The organism is Mycetocola sp. BIGb0189, from assembly GCF_024810155.1.
In the GTDB taxonomy this organism is placed as follows: domain Bacteria; phylum Actinomycetota; class Actinomycetes; order Actinomycetales; family Microbacteriaceae; genus Mycetocola; species Mycetocola lacteus.
Genome location: NZ_JANUED010000002.1, coordinates 364,067 through 380,011 on the forward strand (window position 1 = coordinate 364,067; position 15,945 = coordinate 380,011).

Annotated in this window: 15 protein-coding genes; 4 read left to right on the plus strand and 11 right to left on the minus strand. The window is 64.9% G+C overall.

Features of this window, described 5'->3' with window-relative positions:
- Positions 1–128: 128 nt before the first annotated feature.
- The 5 genes from M2390_RS04060 to M2390_RS04080 all read right to left on the minus strand — a co-directional run bounded on the left by M2390_RS04060 (position 129) and on the right by M2390_RS04080 (position 5,264).
- A complete protein-coding gene (locus M2390_RS04060) occupies positions 129–1,565 on the minus strand; it encodes a sugar porter family MFS transporter (RefSeq protein ID WP_259177212.1) in 1,437 nt (478 codons plus the stop codon).
- Between the two features lie 159 nt (positions 1,566–1,724).
- Positions 1,725–2,954, minus strand: a complete 1,230-nt coding sequence (locus M2390_RS04065) for an ABC transporter permease (protein WP_259177213.1) — start codon at positions 2,952–2,954, stop codon at positions 1,725–1,727.
- Positions 2,951–3,637 (minus strand): ABC transporter ATP-binding protein, encoded by a 687-nt coding sequence (locus tag M2390_RS04070; RefSeq protein WP_259177215.1) that lies wholly within the window; start codon positions 3,635–3,637, stop codon positions 2,951–2,953. The genes M2390_RS04065 and M2390_RS04070 overlap by 4 nt, the downstream gene beginning before the upstream one ends.
- Positions 3,634–4,746 (minus strand): peptidoglycan-binding protein, encoded by a 1,113-nt coding sequence (locus M2390_RS04075; protein WP_259177216.1) that lies wholly within the window; start codon positions 4,744–4,746, stop codon positions 3,634–3,636. The genes M2390_RS04070 and M2390_RS04075 overlap by 4 nt, the downstream gene beginning before the upstream one ends.
- Positions 4,746–5,264 carry a hypothetical protein gene (locus M2390_RS04080; RefSeq protein ID WP_259177217.1) on the minus strand — a complete coding sequence of 173 codons (519 nt, stop codon included), beginning with the start codon at positions 5,262–5,264 and terminating at the stop codon, positions 4,746–4,748. The genes M2390_RS04075 and M2390_RS04080 overlap by 1 nt, the downstream gene beginning before the upstream one ends.
- A gap of 180 nt (positions 5,265–5,444) precedes the next feature.
- Between M2390_RS04080 and M2390_RS04085 the strand changes: the two genes are divergently transcribed.
- Genes M2390_RS04085 through M2390_RS04100 form a run of 4 tightly spaced genes read left to right on the plus strand, consistent with a single transcriptional unit; the run spans position 5,445 to position 8,818 of the window.
- The gene (locus M2390_RS04085) at positions 5,445–6,113 is read left to right on the plus strand and encodes a response regulator transcription factor (RefSeq protein ID WP_259177219.1); all 669 of its coding nucleotides are present in this window, start codon (positions 5,445–5,447) and stop codon (positions 6,111–6,113) included.
- Positions 6,106–7,374, plus strand: a complete 1,269-nt coding sequence (locus M2390_RS04090) for a HAMP domain-containing sensor histidine kinase (RefSeq protein WP_259177220.1) — start codon at positions 6,106–6,108, stop codon at positions 7,372–7,374. The genes M2390_RS04085 and M2390_RS04090 overlap by 8 nt, the downstream gene beginning before the upstream one ends.
- A 47-nt stretch (positions 7,375–7,421) precedes the next feature.
- A complete protein-coding gene (locus M2390_RS04095; protein WP_259177221.1) occupies positions 7,422–8,150 on the plus strand; it encodes a GntR family transcriptional regulator in 729 nt (242 codons plus the stop codon).
- The gene (locus M2390_RS04100; protein ID WP_259177223.1) at positions 8,150–8,818 is read left to right on the plus strand and encodes a GntR family transcriptional regulator; all 669 of its coding nucleotides are present in this window, start codon (positions 8,150–8,152) and stop codon (positions 8,816–8,818) included. The genes M2390_RS04095 and M2390_RS04100 overlap by 1 nt, the downstream gene beginning before the upstream one ends.
- A gap of 55 nt (positions 8,819–8,873) precedes the next feature.
- On the opposite strand, the gene M2390_RS04105 is transcribed toward M2390_RS04100, so the two are convergent.
- From M2390_RS04105 to M2390_RS04130, 6 genes are all read right to left on the minus strand, one after another.
- Positions 8,874–9,527, minus strand: a complete 654-nt coding sequence (locus tag M2390_RS04105) for a GntR family transcriptional regulator (RefSeq protein WP_259177225.1) — start codon at positions 9,525–9,527, stop codon at positions 8,874–8,876.
- A 107-nt stretch (positions 9,528–9,634) separates the two neighbouring features.
- Positions 9,635–10,726, minus strand: coding sequence for a polysaccharide pyruvyl transferase family protein (locus tag M2390_RS04110; protein ID WP_259177226.1), 1,092 nt, complete (start codon positions 10,724–10,726; stop codon positions 9,635–9,637).
- A 9-nt stretch (positions 10,727–10,735) separates the two neighbouring features.
- Positions 10,736–11,365: a low molecular weight phosphatase family protein gene (locus tag M2390_RS04115; protein ID WP_259177227.1), complete on the minus strand. Its 630-nt coding sequence runs from the start codon at positions 11,363–11,365 to the stop codon at positions 10,736–10,738.
- Positions 11,362–12,840, minus strand: coding sequence for a polysaccharide biosynthesis tyrosine autokinase (locus M2390_RS04120; protein ID WP_259177228.1), 1,479 nt, complete (start codon positions 12,838–12,840; stop codon positions 11,362–11,364). Before M2390_RS04120 ends, M2390_RS04115 begins: the two co-directional genes overlap by 4 nt.
- A gap of 129 nt (positions 12,841–12,969) precedes the next feature.
- The gene (locus M2390_RS04125; RefSeq protein ID WP_259177229.1) at positions 12,970–13,461 is read right to left on the minus strand and encodes a hypothetical protein; all 492 of its coding nucleotides are present in this window, start codon (positions 13,459–13,461) and stop codon (positions 12,970–12,972) included.
- A 252-nt stretch (positions 13,462–13,713) separates the two neighbouring features.
- A complete protein-coding gene (locus M2390_RS04130) occupies positions 13,714–15,900 on the minus strand; it encodes an Ig-like domain-containing protein (RefSeq protein WP_259177230.1) in 2,187 nt (728 codons plus the stop codon).
- Positions 15,901–15,945 lie beyond the last annotated feature (45 nt).

Sequence of the window (15,945 nt, forward strand, 5' to 3'; positions counted from 1 at the left end):
CGGGGAGTTTTTGTTTGTGGCGGTGCGGGATCTGGCGTTCCCGAGGTTGTTTGTCCTATTGCGTAAACATCGTCTCAATACAGAACCCCCTCGGAAAGCCGAGGGGGTTCTGTCGTTGTGTGGGGTGATTAGCGCTGGGCACCATGCCGAGCCTGCGAGACCGTGTCGGCTGCGCCCGCGGTGTCTTCCCAGCGGCCACCGGCCGCCCAGAACTGGCCGATTTCCTCGAGGTCGCGGCCCTTGGTTTCCGGGGCGAAGCGGAGGACGAAGGCGAAGGCGGCCAGGGCGAGGATCCCGAAGCAGAGGAATGCTCCCGAGCCGCCGAGCTGGGTGAGCACGGTGAGGAACAGGGATCCCACCAGGATGTTGCCCACCAGGTTGGCCGAGAGCATCGTGCTCGCCCCGAGCGAGCGCAGGTGCGTGGGCATCGTCTCGCCCGCGTAGACCCAGACCAGCGAGCCGAAGCCGAACGAGAACCCCGCGGTGAAGAGCATCAGGCCGATAAAGCCCAGCGTGGTGAGCGCACCGGTGAAGGTCCCGTTGCCCACCAGAAACACGGTGACCAGGAGGGCGTTGGCGAGGATCATGGTGCCGATACCGATCAGCAGCACCGGACGGCGACCCAGGCGATCGATGAACGCCAGTGCCAGGAACACCGCGGCCAGGCCCGCGGCCTGCACCAGCGCCGAGAGGCCCAGCTTGGTCACGTCGTCGGTGAAGCCCATCGCCTCGAAGATGCGCGGGCTATAGTAGACGATCGCGTTGATTCCGGTGATCTGCACAAAGAATCCCAGGCCCACGATGAACAGCGTCGCGCGCAGGAACGGGCGGCGCAGCATGTCCCGCCAGGTTCCCTTCTTGTGGGTGTTCATGCTGTCCTGGATCAGGGCCAGCTCACGCTCCACGTCGCCACCGTCGCCCTCGATGCCGGCGAGGGTCCTACGGGCCTCGTCGAGCCGGCCGTGCAGCAGGTACCAGCGCGGGGTGTCCGGCAGCTTCAGCAGAACGAAGGTGATCACCAGGCCGGGGATCGCGGCAAGGCCGAGCATCCAGCGCCAGTTCTCCGAGGGGGCGAGCGCCATGACGATGAGGTAGCCGAGGATGATGCCGATCACGGTTGCCACCTGATACATGACCAGGAACGCGCCGCGCGAGCGCGCGGGGGCCGACTCGGCCACGAATACCGGCACCACCACGACCGAGACGCCGATGGTGGCCCCCAGGAGGAAGCGGGCGAGGATCAGCAGCTCCAGCGTCGGAGCGAGCCCGGATGCGAGCGAGAAGAGCGCGAAGGTCGCGGCAACCCCGACCATGACCGCCTTGCGTCCGAAGCGGTTGGAGAGGTATCCGCCGAAGATCGCGCCCAGGATCTCTCCAACCACGACGGTGGTGGTCACCAGCTGCTGCTGGTCCAGCGAGAGGTTGAAGTCCGTGGCTAGGTAGAGCATCGCGCCGCCGATATTGGACGAGTCGTAGCCATAGATGATGCCCACCGTCGTGGCGGCGATGCCGATCAGGAGGGCCAGCCGGGTGGGGCGGCGCCGGATGCCGGGTGTCGTCTGCATTGAGAAACCTCGTTCGTGTTATGAGTCTAATATTTCACTCTGAAATCGACCCTGCCACACTGAACGTAAAATCTCGATATTATCTAATATTCCTTTTCCTGGACATGCGTATCGGCACACGAAAAATCCCCCGGACCGTGGGGTCCGGGGGAAGATTCACTAGCTCGCCAGCGCCGCCGTGGGCGGCGTGCGAGCCGCGCGGATCGCCGGGTAGAGGCCGGCGATGGCACCGATCACGATCGTGGCCGCGACACCGCTGAGGATCACCAGCGGCGGCACCGAAACCGGCCAGCCGTTGGCATTGGCAAACACCGTGATCACCACCATGCCGATCCCCACACCCGCGACCCCGCCCAGGGCGGAGAGCAGCAGAGCCTCGGCGAGGAACTGCGAGCGGATGTGTTTCCGGGTCGCCCCGAGGGCTCGGCGCAGGCCGATCTCGCGTCGACGTTCCAGCACCGAAATGACCATCGTATTGGCCACGCCGATCCCACCCACCAGCAGCGCCACCGAGCCGAGCCCCACCAGTAGGCCGGTAAAGGCGGTGTCGGCGGCGTTCTTGGCGGCCAGCGCATCCGAGGGGCGCGAGACCTCCACCTCCTCGGGATTTTGCGGGTTCACCGCGCGGGGGAGGAGGTCGCGAATCGCATCCACGGCCTCATCCGAGGAACGCTCATAGATCGTGGTGGGGTTCTTTTCCCAGCCGAACGCCTCGATCGCGGTGTGCTCACTGAACATCGCCATGGTATCCAGCTCGGGTGCGAGTGGGACCGGATCCAGGACACCCAACACGGTAAAGAGCTGGTCCCCGATCCAGACCTGCGTTCCCGGCGTGACCACGCCTAGCCGCTGTGCAGCCTTGGCCCCGAGGACCACCGTGGGATAGTTCGCGGTGGCCGAAGTGAACCATGTTCCGGCCTTCATGCTGGCCTCGGTCACATCGAGCAGATTATCCGACACAGCAGCACCGGTGATACCCCCGGACTGTCCGGGATCGATGAGTCGACTGCGATAGCTCTTTACTCCTTCCAGCTCCGCTAACCAGGCAGTCTTTTCCACGCCATCGATGCGAGATACTTGCCCGGCCGCAGTTTCGGGAAGTTTGGACTGGTCGCCAAACATGGATTTTCCGGCTCCCACCGTGAGCATGTTGGTACCGAGTGAGCTGAGCTGTTCGTTCAGCCTCGCCTGGCTGGAGGTAGAGATTCCCACCACCGCGATCATCGCGGCGATCCCGATCGCGATGCCCAGTGCCGAGAGCACCACCCGGGTCGGCCGAGACTTTAGTCCCGAGGCACCCAGGCGCAGTACGTCCTTCCGCAGCAGGCGCGAGCGTGACTTGGCCAGGAGCGCACTCACCGGTTCCGCCGCGGTTCTCCGGCGTCTCATGGAGTGTCCTTACTGTCGGAGACCACGCGGCCATCACGAATCATGATGCGTCGCGGGAGTTTCTCGGCGAGTTCCACATCGTGGGTGATCACGACGATCGTGGTGCCATCCCGGTTGAGCTCGTGTAGCAGTTCAACCACGCTGGCCCCCGACGTTTGGTCGAGGTTACCCGTGGGCTCATCGGCCAGCAGGAGCGGCGGGCGGGAGACCACCGCACGCGCGATGGCCACCCGCTGCCGCTCGCCACCGGAGAGCTGTGAGGGCTTATGGGTGGTGCGGTGACCGAGCCCCACTCGGGTGAGAGCATCGCTCGCCCGGCGCCGGCGCTCCCGCAGACCCACCCCGGTATAGAGCAGGCCGTCGGCCACGTTGTCGATGGCAGAGACCCCCTCGGAGAGGTGGAACTGCTGGAACACAAACCCGATCCGGTAGGCCCGCAGCGCCGAGAGCGAGTTATCGCTCAGCCGCGCCACGTCCGCCCCGTCGATCAGGGCCGAACCGGTGGTGGGTCGATCGAGGGTGCCGATGAGGTTGAGCAGGCTGGATTTTCCCGACCCACTCGGCCCTACGATCGCCACCATCTCGCCGGTTTCCACGGTGAGTGAGACGCCGTCAACGGCGCGCACCGGCGGACTCCCGTGTTCCCGGGTCACCTGGTTGAGTTCGATCACGTGTGCACTCATAGTTTCGGAATCACCACCTGGTCGCCCTCGGAGACACCGTCGCCACTGATTTCCACCGAGCCTCCGGCAAACAGCCCCGGAGTGACGGGAACCTTTTTGGTGGTGCCGTCGGAATTCAGTACCTCGATCAGATATCCATCCTTACCATCCGGAGTCAGCGCGCCGACCGGAACCACGAGCACGTTTTCCGCACTCTTGGTGGGGAAATCGATCGACACCGCGGCTTCCTGGAGGTTTTCACCTGCGGCGGGGTCGTCCAGGGAGATTTCGACTGGAATCACGGTGCTGGCTTTGTCGCCGCCTCCACCTCCACCTCCGCCATCGCCGTCGCGGCTGGTCGGAGTGCCGACCGATGCGATTGTGCCGGTGGTCTTGGTACCGTCGGGGAGATTGACGGTGACCTTGCCGCCCACGGTCGCAATCGACTGCTGGGCGAGCTTGAGATCCGCGGTGATTTTGCGTCCCAGGCCGGTGATGGTGAGGATCGGCTTCTCGCCGCCTGCCATACTGCCGAGCACGGTTTCCACCGAATTTACCCGAACATCCTCGGGCTCAAATACGATGGTCCCGAGCGCGATGGTGCCGGTCTGTTCCAGGCCCAGCGACTTTTGCCACTTCTTGATCGCGGTGGTGGTCGCCGCGGTGAACTTTTCATCTGGTGTTCCGCCAAAGAAACCCAGGTCGGCCAGGCTCTGCTCTAGCTGCTTAATGTCCGGTCCCTTGTCCATACCGGCGGCAAACTCGCGCCAGGCGGGGATGCTTCCGCGAAGGAGCGTCACCGGCTTATTGTCTACCGAGAACAGGGTGTGACCCAGGCCGATCGTGGCACCACCGGCGGGCAGGCCCGTGATGGTGCCGCTCAGGGCGGTGGCCAGATCGCGAGCGGCGCCATGGCCGAGCTTGCCCTGGGCGGTGATGGTTTCCTGCAGGGTTTTGCGCGTTACCTCGGTGGTGGGAGGCGGTGCGGCTGCCGGTGGCGGATCGGCCGCGGCGCTTCCGCCACGCACCATGAAGAAGGTGGCGCCGGCGCCGATGGCGAGGACCGCCACGAGCGCAATGATCAGGCCCGCGCGCTTTCGGCGGGGACGAACGCTTGTTGTCTCTCCCATTAGCTAGCTCCGATTCCGGCTTCCTTGTTGCACTTTTCCAGCACGGCCTTGTCGGCGTTCTGCGGTACCGTGATGGCACCGGGTCGATCGCTGTCGGGCACGTCGACGCCGTTGTCGCGCAGGCACTGGGCGAATTTCAGAGCCGCTTCGTTGACCTCCTCCTTGGATTTCTTGTTGGCGCCCGGTGCCTCGCCCACTTCCTCAACGCACTTGTCCGAATCGGCGAGAAGTGCATCGAGCTCGGGTCCCTCCTCCATGCCGGTCATGGCTTCTCCGGGGGCGGGCATGTCGTGGCCGAGCTTTTCCATGCAGCCATTGAACTTCAGCACCCATTCGTCGTACTGCTGATCGGTGGTGCCGCCGCCGTTGCCCGAGGCGGGTTTGCTGTCTCCGCCGGCGTCTGGGGAGGGGCTGCCCGTCGGGGAGGCTGCGCTACATCCGCTAATCAGCGCGATGGTGAGTGGGACGATGGCCAGGGCTGCGGCCAGGCGTGCTGTGCGGACGGTGGTGGTTTTCATGATGGTACTCCTCGTGTGTTGGTGTGTTCGGGGTGAACGTGAATCCAGTACAGCCGAGGGGCCGTTCAGGTGATGTCAATAAAAGAATTGATATTTTCTTTACATCTAATGTGCTTAAATATCTGTATATTAGATGATCGTCAATCGGGCGATCGTCGCGACGTCCGGAAGGGGCGACCGATGCGAGTTTTGATTGTTGACGATGAGGAGCTCCTGGCTCAGGCAATTCACGAGGCGTTTCGGCGTGAGATCATTGCGGCCGATATCGCCTATGACGGCGCGACCGCCCTGGAGATGGACTCGGTGAACGAGTATGACGTTGTGGTCCTGGACCGAGACCTGCCGGTCATCCACGGCGATCGGGTCTGTGCCGAGCTCTCCGCCGCCGGATCGCGCGCCCGGGTGCTCATGCTGACGGCCTCGGGTCGCCTCACCGATAAGGTGGAGGGCTTCCGGCTGGGAGCCGACGACTACCTTGCTAAGCCCTTCGCCTTCCCCGAGCTCATTGCCCGAGTGCGTGCGCTGGGTCGCCGCACCGCCGAGGCGACCCCGGTGGTCTACGAGTATCACGGCGTGCGTCTGGACGCCTTCCGGCATGATGTGTTCCGCGACGGTGCCTACATCCGGTTGAGTAAAAAGGAGTTTGCGATCCTTGAGGTGCTGATGGCCGCCGATGGGGCGACCGTGAGTGCCGAGCGGATCCTGGAAAAGGCGTGGGATGAAAACGTGGATCCCTTCACTAACTCCATCCGAGTGACCCTCTCGACCCTGCGCAAGAAGCTTGGTCAGCCGGGAATCATCGAGACGGTGTCGGGTGTGGGCTATCGAATCGCGGCTCCCGTTGAGTAGCGCACCGGCGCCCACGCGACCCTCGCTGCTCTCCTGGCGGCCGCGGGTCACCGCCCGTGCGCGCCTCACCCTCGTGTTTACTTCGATGTTGTTGGGGTGCGGGCTGCTGATGATGGGGGCTCTCTATGCGGTGATGAAGTATGTACCGACCTACGCCATTACCAGCGCAATCACCCCGGGTACGTTTCAGCAGGGCGACGGGCACATGACGCAGCTGGAGCCGCCGGCAACCAGTGCTCCCGCATCTCCAGGGTCAGGCAGCAACGGCAACGTGGTGGTGCGCAGTGTGCATGACTTGCTCGCGGTTCTCCTGGAAAGCTCCGGCGCGATTCTGGCCGTGGTGGTGCTGGTGGGTGGCCTGATCAGTTGGGTTGTGGCCGGCCGACTACTGCGTCCGGTCCACGAGATTACCGTGGCCGCGCGCCGCGCCGCCGAGGGGTCGCTGGATCACCGGGTGGGCCTGACCGGCCCGCGTGATGAGTTCTCCGAGCTCTCCGACACCTTTGATTCGATGCTCGCCCGGCTGGAGCGCTCCTTCTCCGAGTATGAGCGCTTCGCCGCCAACGCCTCACACGAGTTGAAAACTCCGTTGGCGACCACGCAGGCCCTGCTCTCGCTTGCGGCCGATAGTCCCGACTCCACCGACACACGGCTGCTCATCGCCCAGCTACAGGAAACCACCGCGCGCAGTGTGGATACGGTGACCGCGCTGCTGGAATTGGCCGAGGCTGCCCACGGTGAACTGCAGCGGGAGGAGGTGGATCTGGGCAAGCTTGTCGCCGAATCCACCCTCGCGCTGAGCTCGGAGGCGCGCACCCACGGGGTGTACATCGAAAACGACTGCCCACTGGGCTACGTGGTGGAAGTCAACCGCATTCTGTTCGCCCGGCTGGTAGACAATGTGCTCACCAATGCGGTGCGACACAACATCGACGGCGGAAGGGTTGCCGTGGAGTTGATCAGACAGGATGACCTAGTCCGGCTGATCATCGTCAACACGGGGGTCCACCTGGGGAGCGAGGAGCTGGAAAAGATCACCGAACCCTTCTATCGTGGTGCGGGACGCGTGCGCGTGCCCGGACGAGTGCGAGGCAATGGGCTGGGACTCGCCCTGGCGTGCAACATCGCCCGCGCGCACGGGGCCCAGCTGGAGGTGAGGGCGAACCCGGATGGCGGGTTGATTCTCGAACTGGCGTTGCCCATGGTTGCCCCGAGCGCACCCCTGGCGCTCGCCAGAGCCCACGATTTGGTAGAAAAATAGCATTGGTATATTAGATATTTACAGACTCTCTCGGTTAGTATGGGCACATGCCAGTGCCCAAGAAACCCAGCGCCACCCCGCGTCTTCTGCTGCGGGATCAGGTGTATGACCGCATTCTCACCGCGATCGTTTCCGGGGAGTTTGAACCCGGACGCACGCTCTCGGATAAGGAACTGGAAACCTGGCTGGGTGCCTCGCGCACTCCGATCCGCGAAGCCTTGGGACGCCTGGCAAACACCGGCCTGGTTGAGGTTTTGCCGCAGAAGGCCACCCGGGTGGCCGCCATTGATCCGGTCGAATTCGGTGAGATGATGGAGGTTCTCGACGCGCTCTACGCCGCCGCGATCCGTGAGGTGGTGCCGCTGCTCACCGACGCCGACCGCAAGACCCTGACCGCGCTGCTGAAAAAGCTGGTCGGTCCGGCCGGACGTAAGGCCGCCCAGGCCCCGGAGATTTTGACCTCGATCTTCGAGGTGTACATCACCCGCTATGACAACCGGGTCCTGCTGCGCATGCCCGCCCGATTCGATCCGCACGTGCAGCGCATTTTGCGCGCGCACAGCGACCAGATCAGCCGCACCTCGACCTACGATGCGATCCGCGAGATGATCGACGCGACCCTGGTCGGAGACTCCCTCGAAGCCTCGCGTGCGTGCACCCGGTACTTCGAGTCCGAGGTGAGCGACTTCCACGCACAGATCCTCGCGGCCAGCCCCGAGGCTGCCCTCGAATCCCCGTCAGCATCCACCTCGGCACCCACAGAGAAGGCCTCCTAATGCCCCGCACCGGACGCGCCCCGATCCGTCGCCGCCTGCTGCGCGATGAGATTTACGACACCATCCTCAACGCGATCCTCGACGGTACCCTGGAGGCCGGCGAGCAGCTGCACGATGAGGAGCTGCTGACCTGGCTGGGCACCTCGCGCACCCCGATCCGCGAGGCCCTTAATCGCCTGGCCGAGAACGGCATCGTCGAGCTGGTCCCGCATAAGTACACGCGGGTGGCCCCGCTGGATTTCCGCAATATCAACGAGGCGATCTTCACCACCGGTGTGCTGCACGAGCACGCGGCCCGCAAGACCGTGGGCAACCTGAGCGCCGACCAACTGGCCGAGCTTCAGGGCTTCGCCGAGGACGCCCGCGCGTGCCTCAAGGGGGACAACCTGGCCGGGCTCGGACCGGCAATCCGGGACTTCTTCCTGGTGTTTGAGAAGGCCACCGGCAACCGGATCATGGTGGAAACCGTCGAGGGCCTCTCGCTCCAGCTGCTGCGCTTCCTCACCCCGCGTGAGGGCCTGACCGGGGTAAACGAGATCGTTGAGCAGCTTGAGGCGATCAACGCCGCCGCACACACCGGCGACGCCGCGGCCACCGGCGACCTGATCTATGCGATGTACGAACCCACCCGCCGCAACTTCATCGAAACCTTCCGCGGCCAGGACTAGCCGCCCGTATACAAAACGCCCGCCCCGGCAACGGGACGGGCGTTTTGTCTGTACGCTACGCGGTGGGCAGCGGCAGCTGGAAGACGGTTTCGATCGCGAGCTCGGCGGCGATCGAGTCGCCCGCCTGAAGCGCGTCGATCAGGGCCGGATAGCCGGCCTCGAGCGCGGCCCAGTCGGTGCTGGCGGCGTCGCGGGTGATGGTGAGCTGGTAGCCCAGGCCATCGATCCGGTCGCGAGTGGCGGCAACCAGGATGTGGTTGGGGCAGAGGTCCAGGAACAGGTACACCATGTCCCAGCCGAGCTTTCCGTGCGACTCATAGTCGCGGCCGAGAACCGTGCCGGCGGCGGTGCGCACGGCGGCGATCAGCTGGTCGCGCTGCTCATCGGTGAGACCGGGCACGGTGACCCGCACCACGCCACCCACCAGGGCACCGAGGGTCTGCATGATCAGCGTGCGATCCTCGGGGCGGGGCTTGGCCACCCGGGTGTAGCGCTGCGGGGCCATCTCGATCAGGCCGTAACGGGCCAGATCGTTCAGGGCGTCGCGCACCGGGGTGCGGGAGATGCCCAGCCACTCCTGCAACTCACCATCGTTGAGGTTCTCACCCGGCTGCAATGTACCGTCAAGAATGGCCGCGCGGATCTGTTCCGCGGCGGACTCACGCAGCGATTTGCGGGCGACGGGCGCGCCGCCGGAAGCGATAGGCATGGTGCCTCCTCTGGGATGGGGGTTCACTCGATGGAGTACCACGATCCTATCGGAGCGATCCTGGGTGAGAGTCCCGGGGCACGCGGAGTATCCACGCACCGATTGGATTAAATTGTGGGACCGGACGGGGCCGGGTGCAGTAGTTCGGTGGTGCTGGACTGTCCGGCCAGCCAGCGGTTGATGCGTTCGGCGGCGCGACCCAGGGTTCCCTGCAGCGCCCGCACCTCGCCCGCCACAAAGGCCTGATAGGCGGGCTCGCGCACGGCACGGATCTCGGCCAGCAGCTCATCGGCATCGTGTCCGACGGTGATTGGGGAGCGCGAACCGGTGACGCTGAGCCAGAAATCATCACACTTGGACGCGTAGGATAGCGCGACCGTGGGTACCCCGAGGGAAACCGCGGCTACCGCGCCGTGTAGACGCTCGGAGATGAACAGGCCACACTCGGCAATCGAGCGCATCGTGTCGCGCACATCACCGTCGTAGTAGACAACCTCGGCCAGCGGACCGACCATCCGGGCGAAGCGTTCGGCACCCTCACGGTCGGTGGCGGAGAGCGCAAACACGCGCACCCGGTCGATCCGCTCGGCCATGCTGATTCGGCGCAGCGCCTCGGCGACCACGTGCGGATCGAAGCGGGACTCGGGATCGGCCCCGAGAGCCACGCCGATCATCGTGTCATCGCGCTGTGCGGGAGCCACATCCACCAGGGTCGGGTAGAGCAGGGCCGGATCACCGATCACCGGGGTGGGGATCCAGTTGGCGGCGCACTCGCGTGCCGTGAGCGGACCGCGCACGCCCATCAGCGCGACCCCGGAGAGATCGGCCCAGTCGGACCAGCCCTGCTCCTGGAGGCCCAGCGCAAATGTGTCGGTGGACTCGGCGGCGCCCGCGCCGGGGATCAGGATTCCGTCGGCATCGTAGGCGATCTGTGCACGGCGTGCGTGCCCCGCCCAGTTGGCAAAGCCCACGGTGGTGCCGCCGCCCAGCAGGACCAGGCGTTCGGCGCCGGCGGTGCGCATCCGGTCCATCGCGACCCGGGGTGCCTGGGTCACGTAGTCGCGGCGGGAGAGCGGGGCGGAGAGGGAGAGGTCGTCGGTGAGGGCGGCCTGCCAGCTGTCGCGCAGCAGGTCGTCGCCGAAGTTCATGAAGCCGTGCCAGCCGAGATACACCAGGCGGCGGGAGGTGGGGGATGCCATGGGGTGCTCCTAGTTCGAGGTCGAAGGGTGGGGGTCCGCGGCACCAAGCCGGGTGAGGGTGTCGAGCAGGGGGATCAGGGCCGCGTCGATCTGGGCGGCCATGGTGCGAAACGCGGCGTCGTCCAGCCCATAGGGGTCCAGGACGTCGTCGTCGGCGGGATTAGCCGCCTTGGCGTCGGTGCGGTGACGCAGCGCGAGCGGGGTGAGCGCGCGCCAGCGGTCGGGGAGGGTGTCGGCGCTCGCCGCGGCCCGGATCTCTTCCGAGGAGGGGGCGGCCGTGCAGCTGGAAAGCAGTCGGGCAAACTCGCGCAGGGTGAAGGTGCGACGCAGCGCCCCGGGCACCAGATCCAGCACCTCGGCGCGATGTTCGCGGGCGAGTCCCAGCACCAGGTCGGCCCCGGTCACCATGTCGGCGGTGAGCTGGCGGGCAACCGGCCCGGCCGTGGGGATGCCGTGCTCGGTCAGGATCCGCGCGGAACCCGACTCCATCCCGCGGCCCACGACCGCCCGGGTGCCGGCGCTGGTGACGCTGAACGCTCCCGGGGCGATTCGGTCGGCCAGGGCCTGCAGCGCCCGCTCGGCGTAGGGGGAGCGGCAGATGTTTCCGGTGCAGACCACCAGGATGTTCAGCGGGCTCATACGATCGCCTCGTTGTGACGGGCACCCGCGGTGGCGGACTTACGGACGGGACCCGATGGCACCTTGGCCTTTTTCGCGCCCTTCTTGGCGTTCCGCGCCGACTTGCGCATCTCGCGCCGCGAGGGCTCCACGGTGTCCTGATAGCCGTAGGTGGAGTAGGCGCTGGCGCGCTGCGGCATGCGGTTGAGCGCGATGCCGAGGATGCGCGCCCCTACGCCGTCGAGGTTGTCGAGTCCGGCTCGCAGCTCGTCGTTGTGCAGGCGACCGTCGAGGGTCGTGACCATGAGCACACCGGAGGTGATGGTGGACAGCACGGCCGGATCGGTGACCGGCAGGGTGGGCGGGGCATCAAGAATGATGGTGTCGTAGTGCTCCTCGAGGGAGCGCAGCAGGGTGTTCATCGTCGCGGAGCCGAGCAGCTCGCTGGGGTTCGGCGGGATCTGCCCGGAGGTGAGCACGTCGAGCTTGCTGCGGTTGCCCACCGACTGGATCGCGTCGGCCACGTCGACCCGTCCGGCCAGCACCGTGGTCAAACCCACGGTACCTTCGAGGCCCAGGTAGGTGGCCACGCGGGGACGGCGCAGGTCGGCGTCGATCAGCAGCACACGGCCGCCGCCCTCGGCGAGCATCAGCGCCAGGTTGATCGAGGTCGAGGACTTGCCCTCACCGGGCAGACTCGAGGTGACCACCACGCTCTGCGAGGTGTGATCGAGATTGGTGAACTGGAGCTGGGTACGCAGCTGACGGAAGTTCTCGGCGCGCACACCGTAGGGATCGGTGAGGATCGCCAGCGGGTCCTGGTCGAGGCCCGGCTCCTCGGCAATCACGCCGAGGATGCTGGCGTCGGTGATGCCGGTGACACCCTCGCGGGTCCGGATCCGGGTATCCAGGAAGGAGCGCAGCACCGCGTAGAGCACACCCAGCGCGCCACCCACGCCGATGGCCATCAGCAGGTTCTTCTTGATGTCGGGGGAGGACTGCACGGTGGGAACCACGGCCTCCTCGGCCACGCTCATCTTGATCAGCGAGGTCGAGGCCGACCCCTCCACGACCTCAACCTCGGAGACGAGGCTTTCGGCCACCGCGTCGGCGATGCGCTTGGCGGTTTCGGGATCTGGGTGGGTCACGGTGATGTTGATCAGCACGGTCGTGGGGGGAGAGGCGGCGCTGATCGCGGCCTTGAGCTGGTCGAGACTCATATCGAGATTCAGCTTGTGGATTACCGGTTCGAGGACCCGCGAGCTGGTGGCCAGGCTGACGTAGGAGGACACGCGGCGCTCGGAGAACGAGTTGCCCTGGGCGAGGTCGCCCACCGAGTCGCCGCCGCCCACCGAGACGAACAGCTGGGTTTTGGACTGGTACTGCGGGGTCGCGACGGCGGTGGCGACTCCGGCGATTCCGCAGGCGATCACAATGGCGATCACCACGGCGATCCAGTGACGGCGTACGGCCGCTATGTAGTCGGTGAAGTTCATTGCTGGGCTCCTGGTGATCTGCTGTCGGGTGTGGTGCGGGAAGGGGGTGGAATGTGGCGTGCCATCTAATATTTCGATGGCCGGGGCGTAATTCCCTCGGACCGGGTGTATCCGAGGGAATTCAGGGGACTAGCGGGTCTTGGCTTCGTTCTGCTCACCCTTGTCGTCGATCTTGGGGGTGTTGTCGGTGGTCAGGGTGTTGGCGCTGCCGGCGAACGTGGCGCTCTGCACGGTGGTGCCCTGAATGTCGTTGATGGCACCGTTGACGGTGAGGTTGGTGGTGGCGCCGAGGTGGATGATCGAGTTGCTGGTCTCGATGATGACGTTCTCGCAGTCGGGGACGGTCACATCGCCGTTACCGTCGGTGACCTTGGCAGTGCCGTTTTCGCACTTGGTCTGGAACTTGTCCAGCTGTGCGGGATCGGTGATGTCCTTAGCCTCCTCCTTCTTACCCTCGTCCTTGGTGGCGTCGGTCTTGCCGTCGGGGGAAGCGGAGGCGGAAGCCGAGGACGAAGCCTTGGCGTCGTCCTTCTTGGGAGCATCGGCGGTGCAGGCGGCCAGGCCGGCAATCAGGCCGAGTCCGGCCAGGGTGGTCACGATGGTGCGGGTGGCGGTCTTCATGGGGTTCCTTACGGGTAGGGGCCGGGTGGCTCGTGTTGGGTGGGGACCAGGGTGGTGTCCCCGACAACGCTCTGACAATCTGATATTTCAGAACATAAACGAGTCTGTCACAAAACCCGACTAAGCGCAACACCATCTAATATTTTACTTTGATTTGTGTGGTGATGCTCATCTCCGGGTTAACCACGACCGGGGCACGACAGGAGGATCCTGTCGTGCCCCGGGGTGCGCGGACGGACCGCGCGGGTGGTGTTACTTGACCTCGACGGTGAAGGTGAGGTCGGTGTGCTTGAGGTCGCCGGTGTTGACGTCTTCCTGGCTCACGCGGAACTTGTAGGTCGAGTTGGGGAGGTCGAAGTCTCCGTCAACGCTCCAGGTGCCGTCGGCCTTGACCGTGGTCGAGGCGACGGGGCGGGTGGTTCCGTTGATGGTGATCTTGGATCCGGGCTCGCCCTTTCCGGTGTAGGTGACCTTGTGGGTGTCTACGGTGGAGTTGTTTGCCGGGGTGGTTACGACTACGTCGCTGGAGGCACCGGTGCGGATGCCGAACTTGACGGTGTCGGTGCTGGTGGCGGCGTTCGTGGGGGTCTGGGTGACGTTGAGGATCAGGTCACCGGCCAGGTCGAACTCTGCCGGGGCTTCCCAGGTTCCGTCGGCCTTGACCGTGGTGGTGGCGACGGTGCGGGTGGTGCCGTGAACGCGGATCGCGGCGCCGGGCTGTCCGGTTCCCTTGAAGAGGGGTCGGGCGTTGTAGACGGTGGAGTTGTTGGCGGGGCTGGTGAACTTCACCGGGGTTGCGGTGGTGTTGTAGGCGCGGGTGAAGTTGACCGAGGTGGTCGAGGGGATGGTGCCCGAGGTCTGGACGACCTGGAAGGCGTACTTTCCGTTGGCCAGGGCGATGGTGGAGTCACAGGTCCAGGTGCCGTCGGCCTTGACCGTGGTGGTGCAGATGGACTTGCTGGTGCCCTTGACCTCGATGGTGGCGCCGACGGTTCCGGTTCCGGTGAAGGTGGTCTTCTCGGTGGTCACGGTGCCGTTGTTCGCGGGGGTGGTGACCTGGACGCCCTGACCGAAGTCGATGGTGGCGAGCACGGTGTCGGAGGTTCCGGTGCCGAATACCTGGGAGATGTTCATGGCCTGGTGGCCGTTGCCCTGGAAGGGCACGTCGATGGACCAGGTACCGTCGGTGCCGACGACCTTGGTGCCGACGATGTCGTTGGCGGAGTTGCGGACGTTGATGGTGGCGCCGGGGATGCCGGTGCCGGAGAGGGTGTTGTGGTTCACGGTGACGGTGGGCTTGGCCACCTTGTTGCTAACGGTCACCTTGTATTCAACACGAGCAGTAGCAACGTCTCCAGCGCTCATCGTCCCCACGCCGCCGCCAAAAACAGTGCCGGGGACCGCGTTATTGGGGGTGTTGATGAGGAAGTTGACGGTGCCTGACCACGAGCCGGTGGGCTGACGGGTGAGGGTCTTGCCATCGGCCGAGACGACGCTACCGGACGGCTGGCCGGTCGTGGCGAAGGTGGTTCCGGCCGGTGCGGTCAACGTCATCGTTCCCCAGATTTGGGGGCTGAATACCATCGGGATCCGGGCGACTGCGCCGGCGTCCACAACCTGGTCGGTTGCCCGAATGGTTGCAGTTGTGGTGGCGGCGAATGCGTGTGAATCGACGACTACTCCGTCATAGATGACCTGAACGAGGCCGTCGCTATAGGTGCCGGGGAGGTAAGCGCCATCGGATTCCAGGGTTACCGCTCGGTCGCCAATCCAATAATCGGTGTTTGCCCCACAGATTGCTGACTTCTTATCGGCCGAAATAGTGCAGAGTGAGTTGTCAATTGCCTTGATGCGAGTGCCGGAGGGGGCAATGAACTTCAGCTGCCCGTTTGCTTGAACATCAAACTTTACCGTCGATGTCCCATTGTATGCCTGGCTGAATGACGGCGTTGAAACGGACTTCAATGCGGACTTTACCGTTGCGCCGAAGTCGAGGGTCTTATTGGTCACCCCGTCCTTGATTACTTCAACCTTCCCTCCCGTCAGAGCGGTGCCAGCAACGTTTGTATTCAGTACCGCGAACGTTACCGTCCGCTTGGCGTTCCAGTAGTCGCTGTTTTTTCCCATGAGGGCGTAGGAGCCGTCCGGAGCGATGTATTCGGTCCAGTCGGTGGCGGTGATCTTGGTGCCCGCCGGAGCGGTGACCTTGATCTGTCCGTAGGCGGTTCCGCCGGGGAACGACAGGGTGCCGGTGACGCTAGCCCCGCGCACGCCGGTAATTGCGCTCATGGCCAGGTCCGCGTTTACCTGGTTGCTTGCGGTGGTTGACGCCTTCGGCGACGGGTCAATCAGGGTGGTGGCGAATGCGGGCTGCGCGATGAGCGAGCCCAGTGCCACGGTGCAGAGCGCCGCGGCGGTCATGGTTTTACGCATGGACATGTGTTGTGAACCTTTCGGGTTTGTTTGTATTTGTGAGGGAGAAAA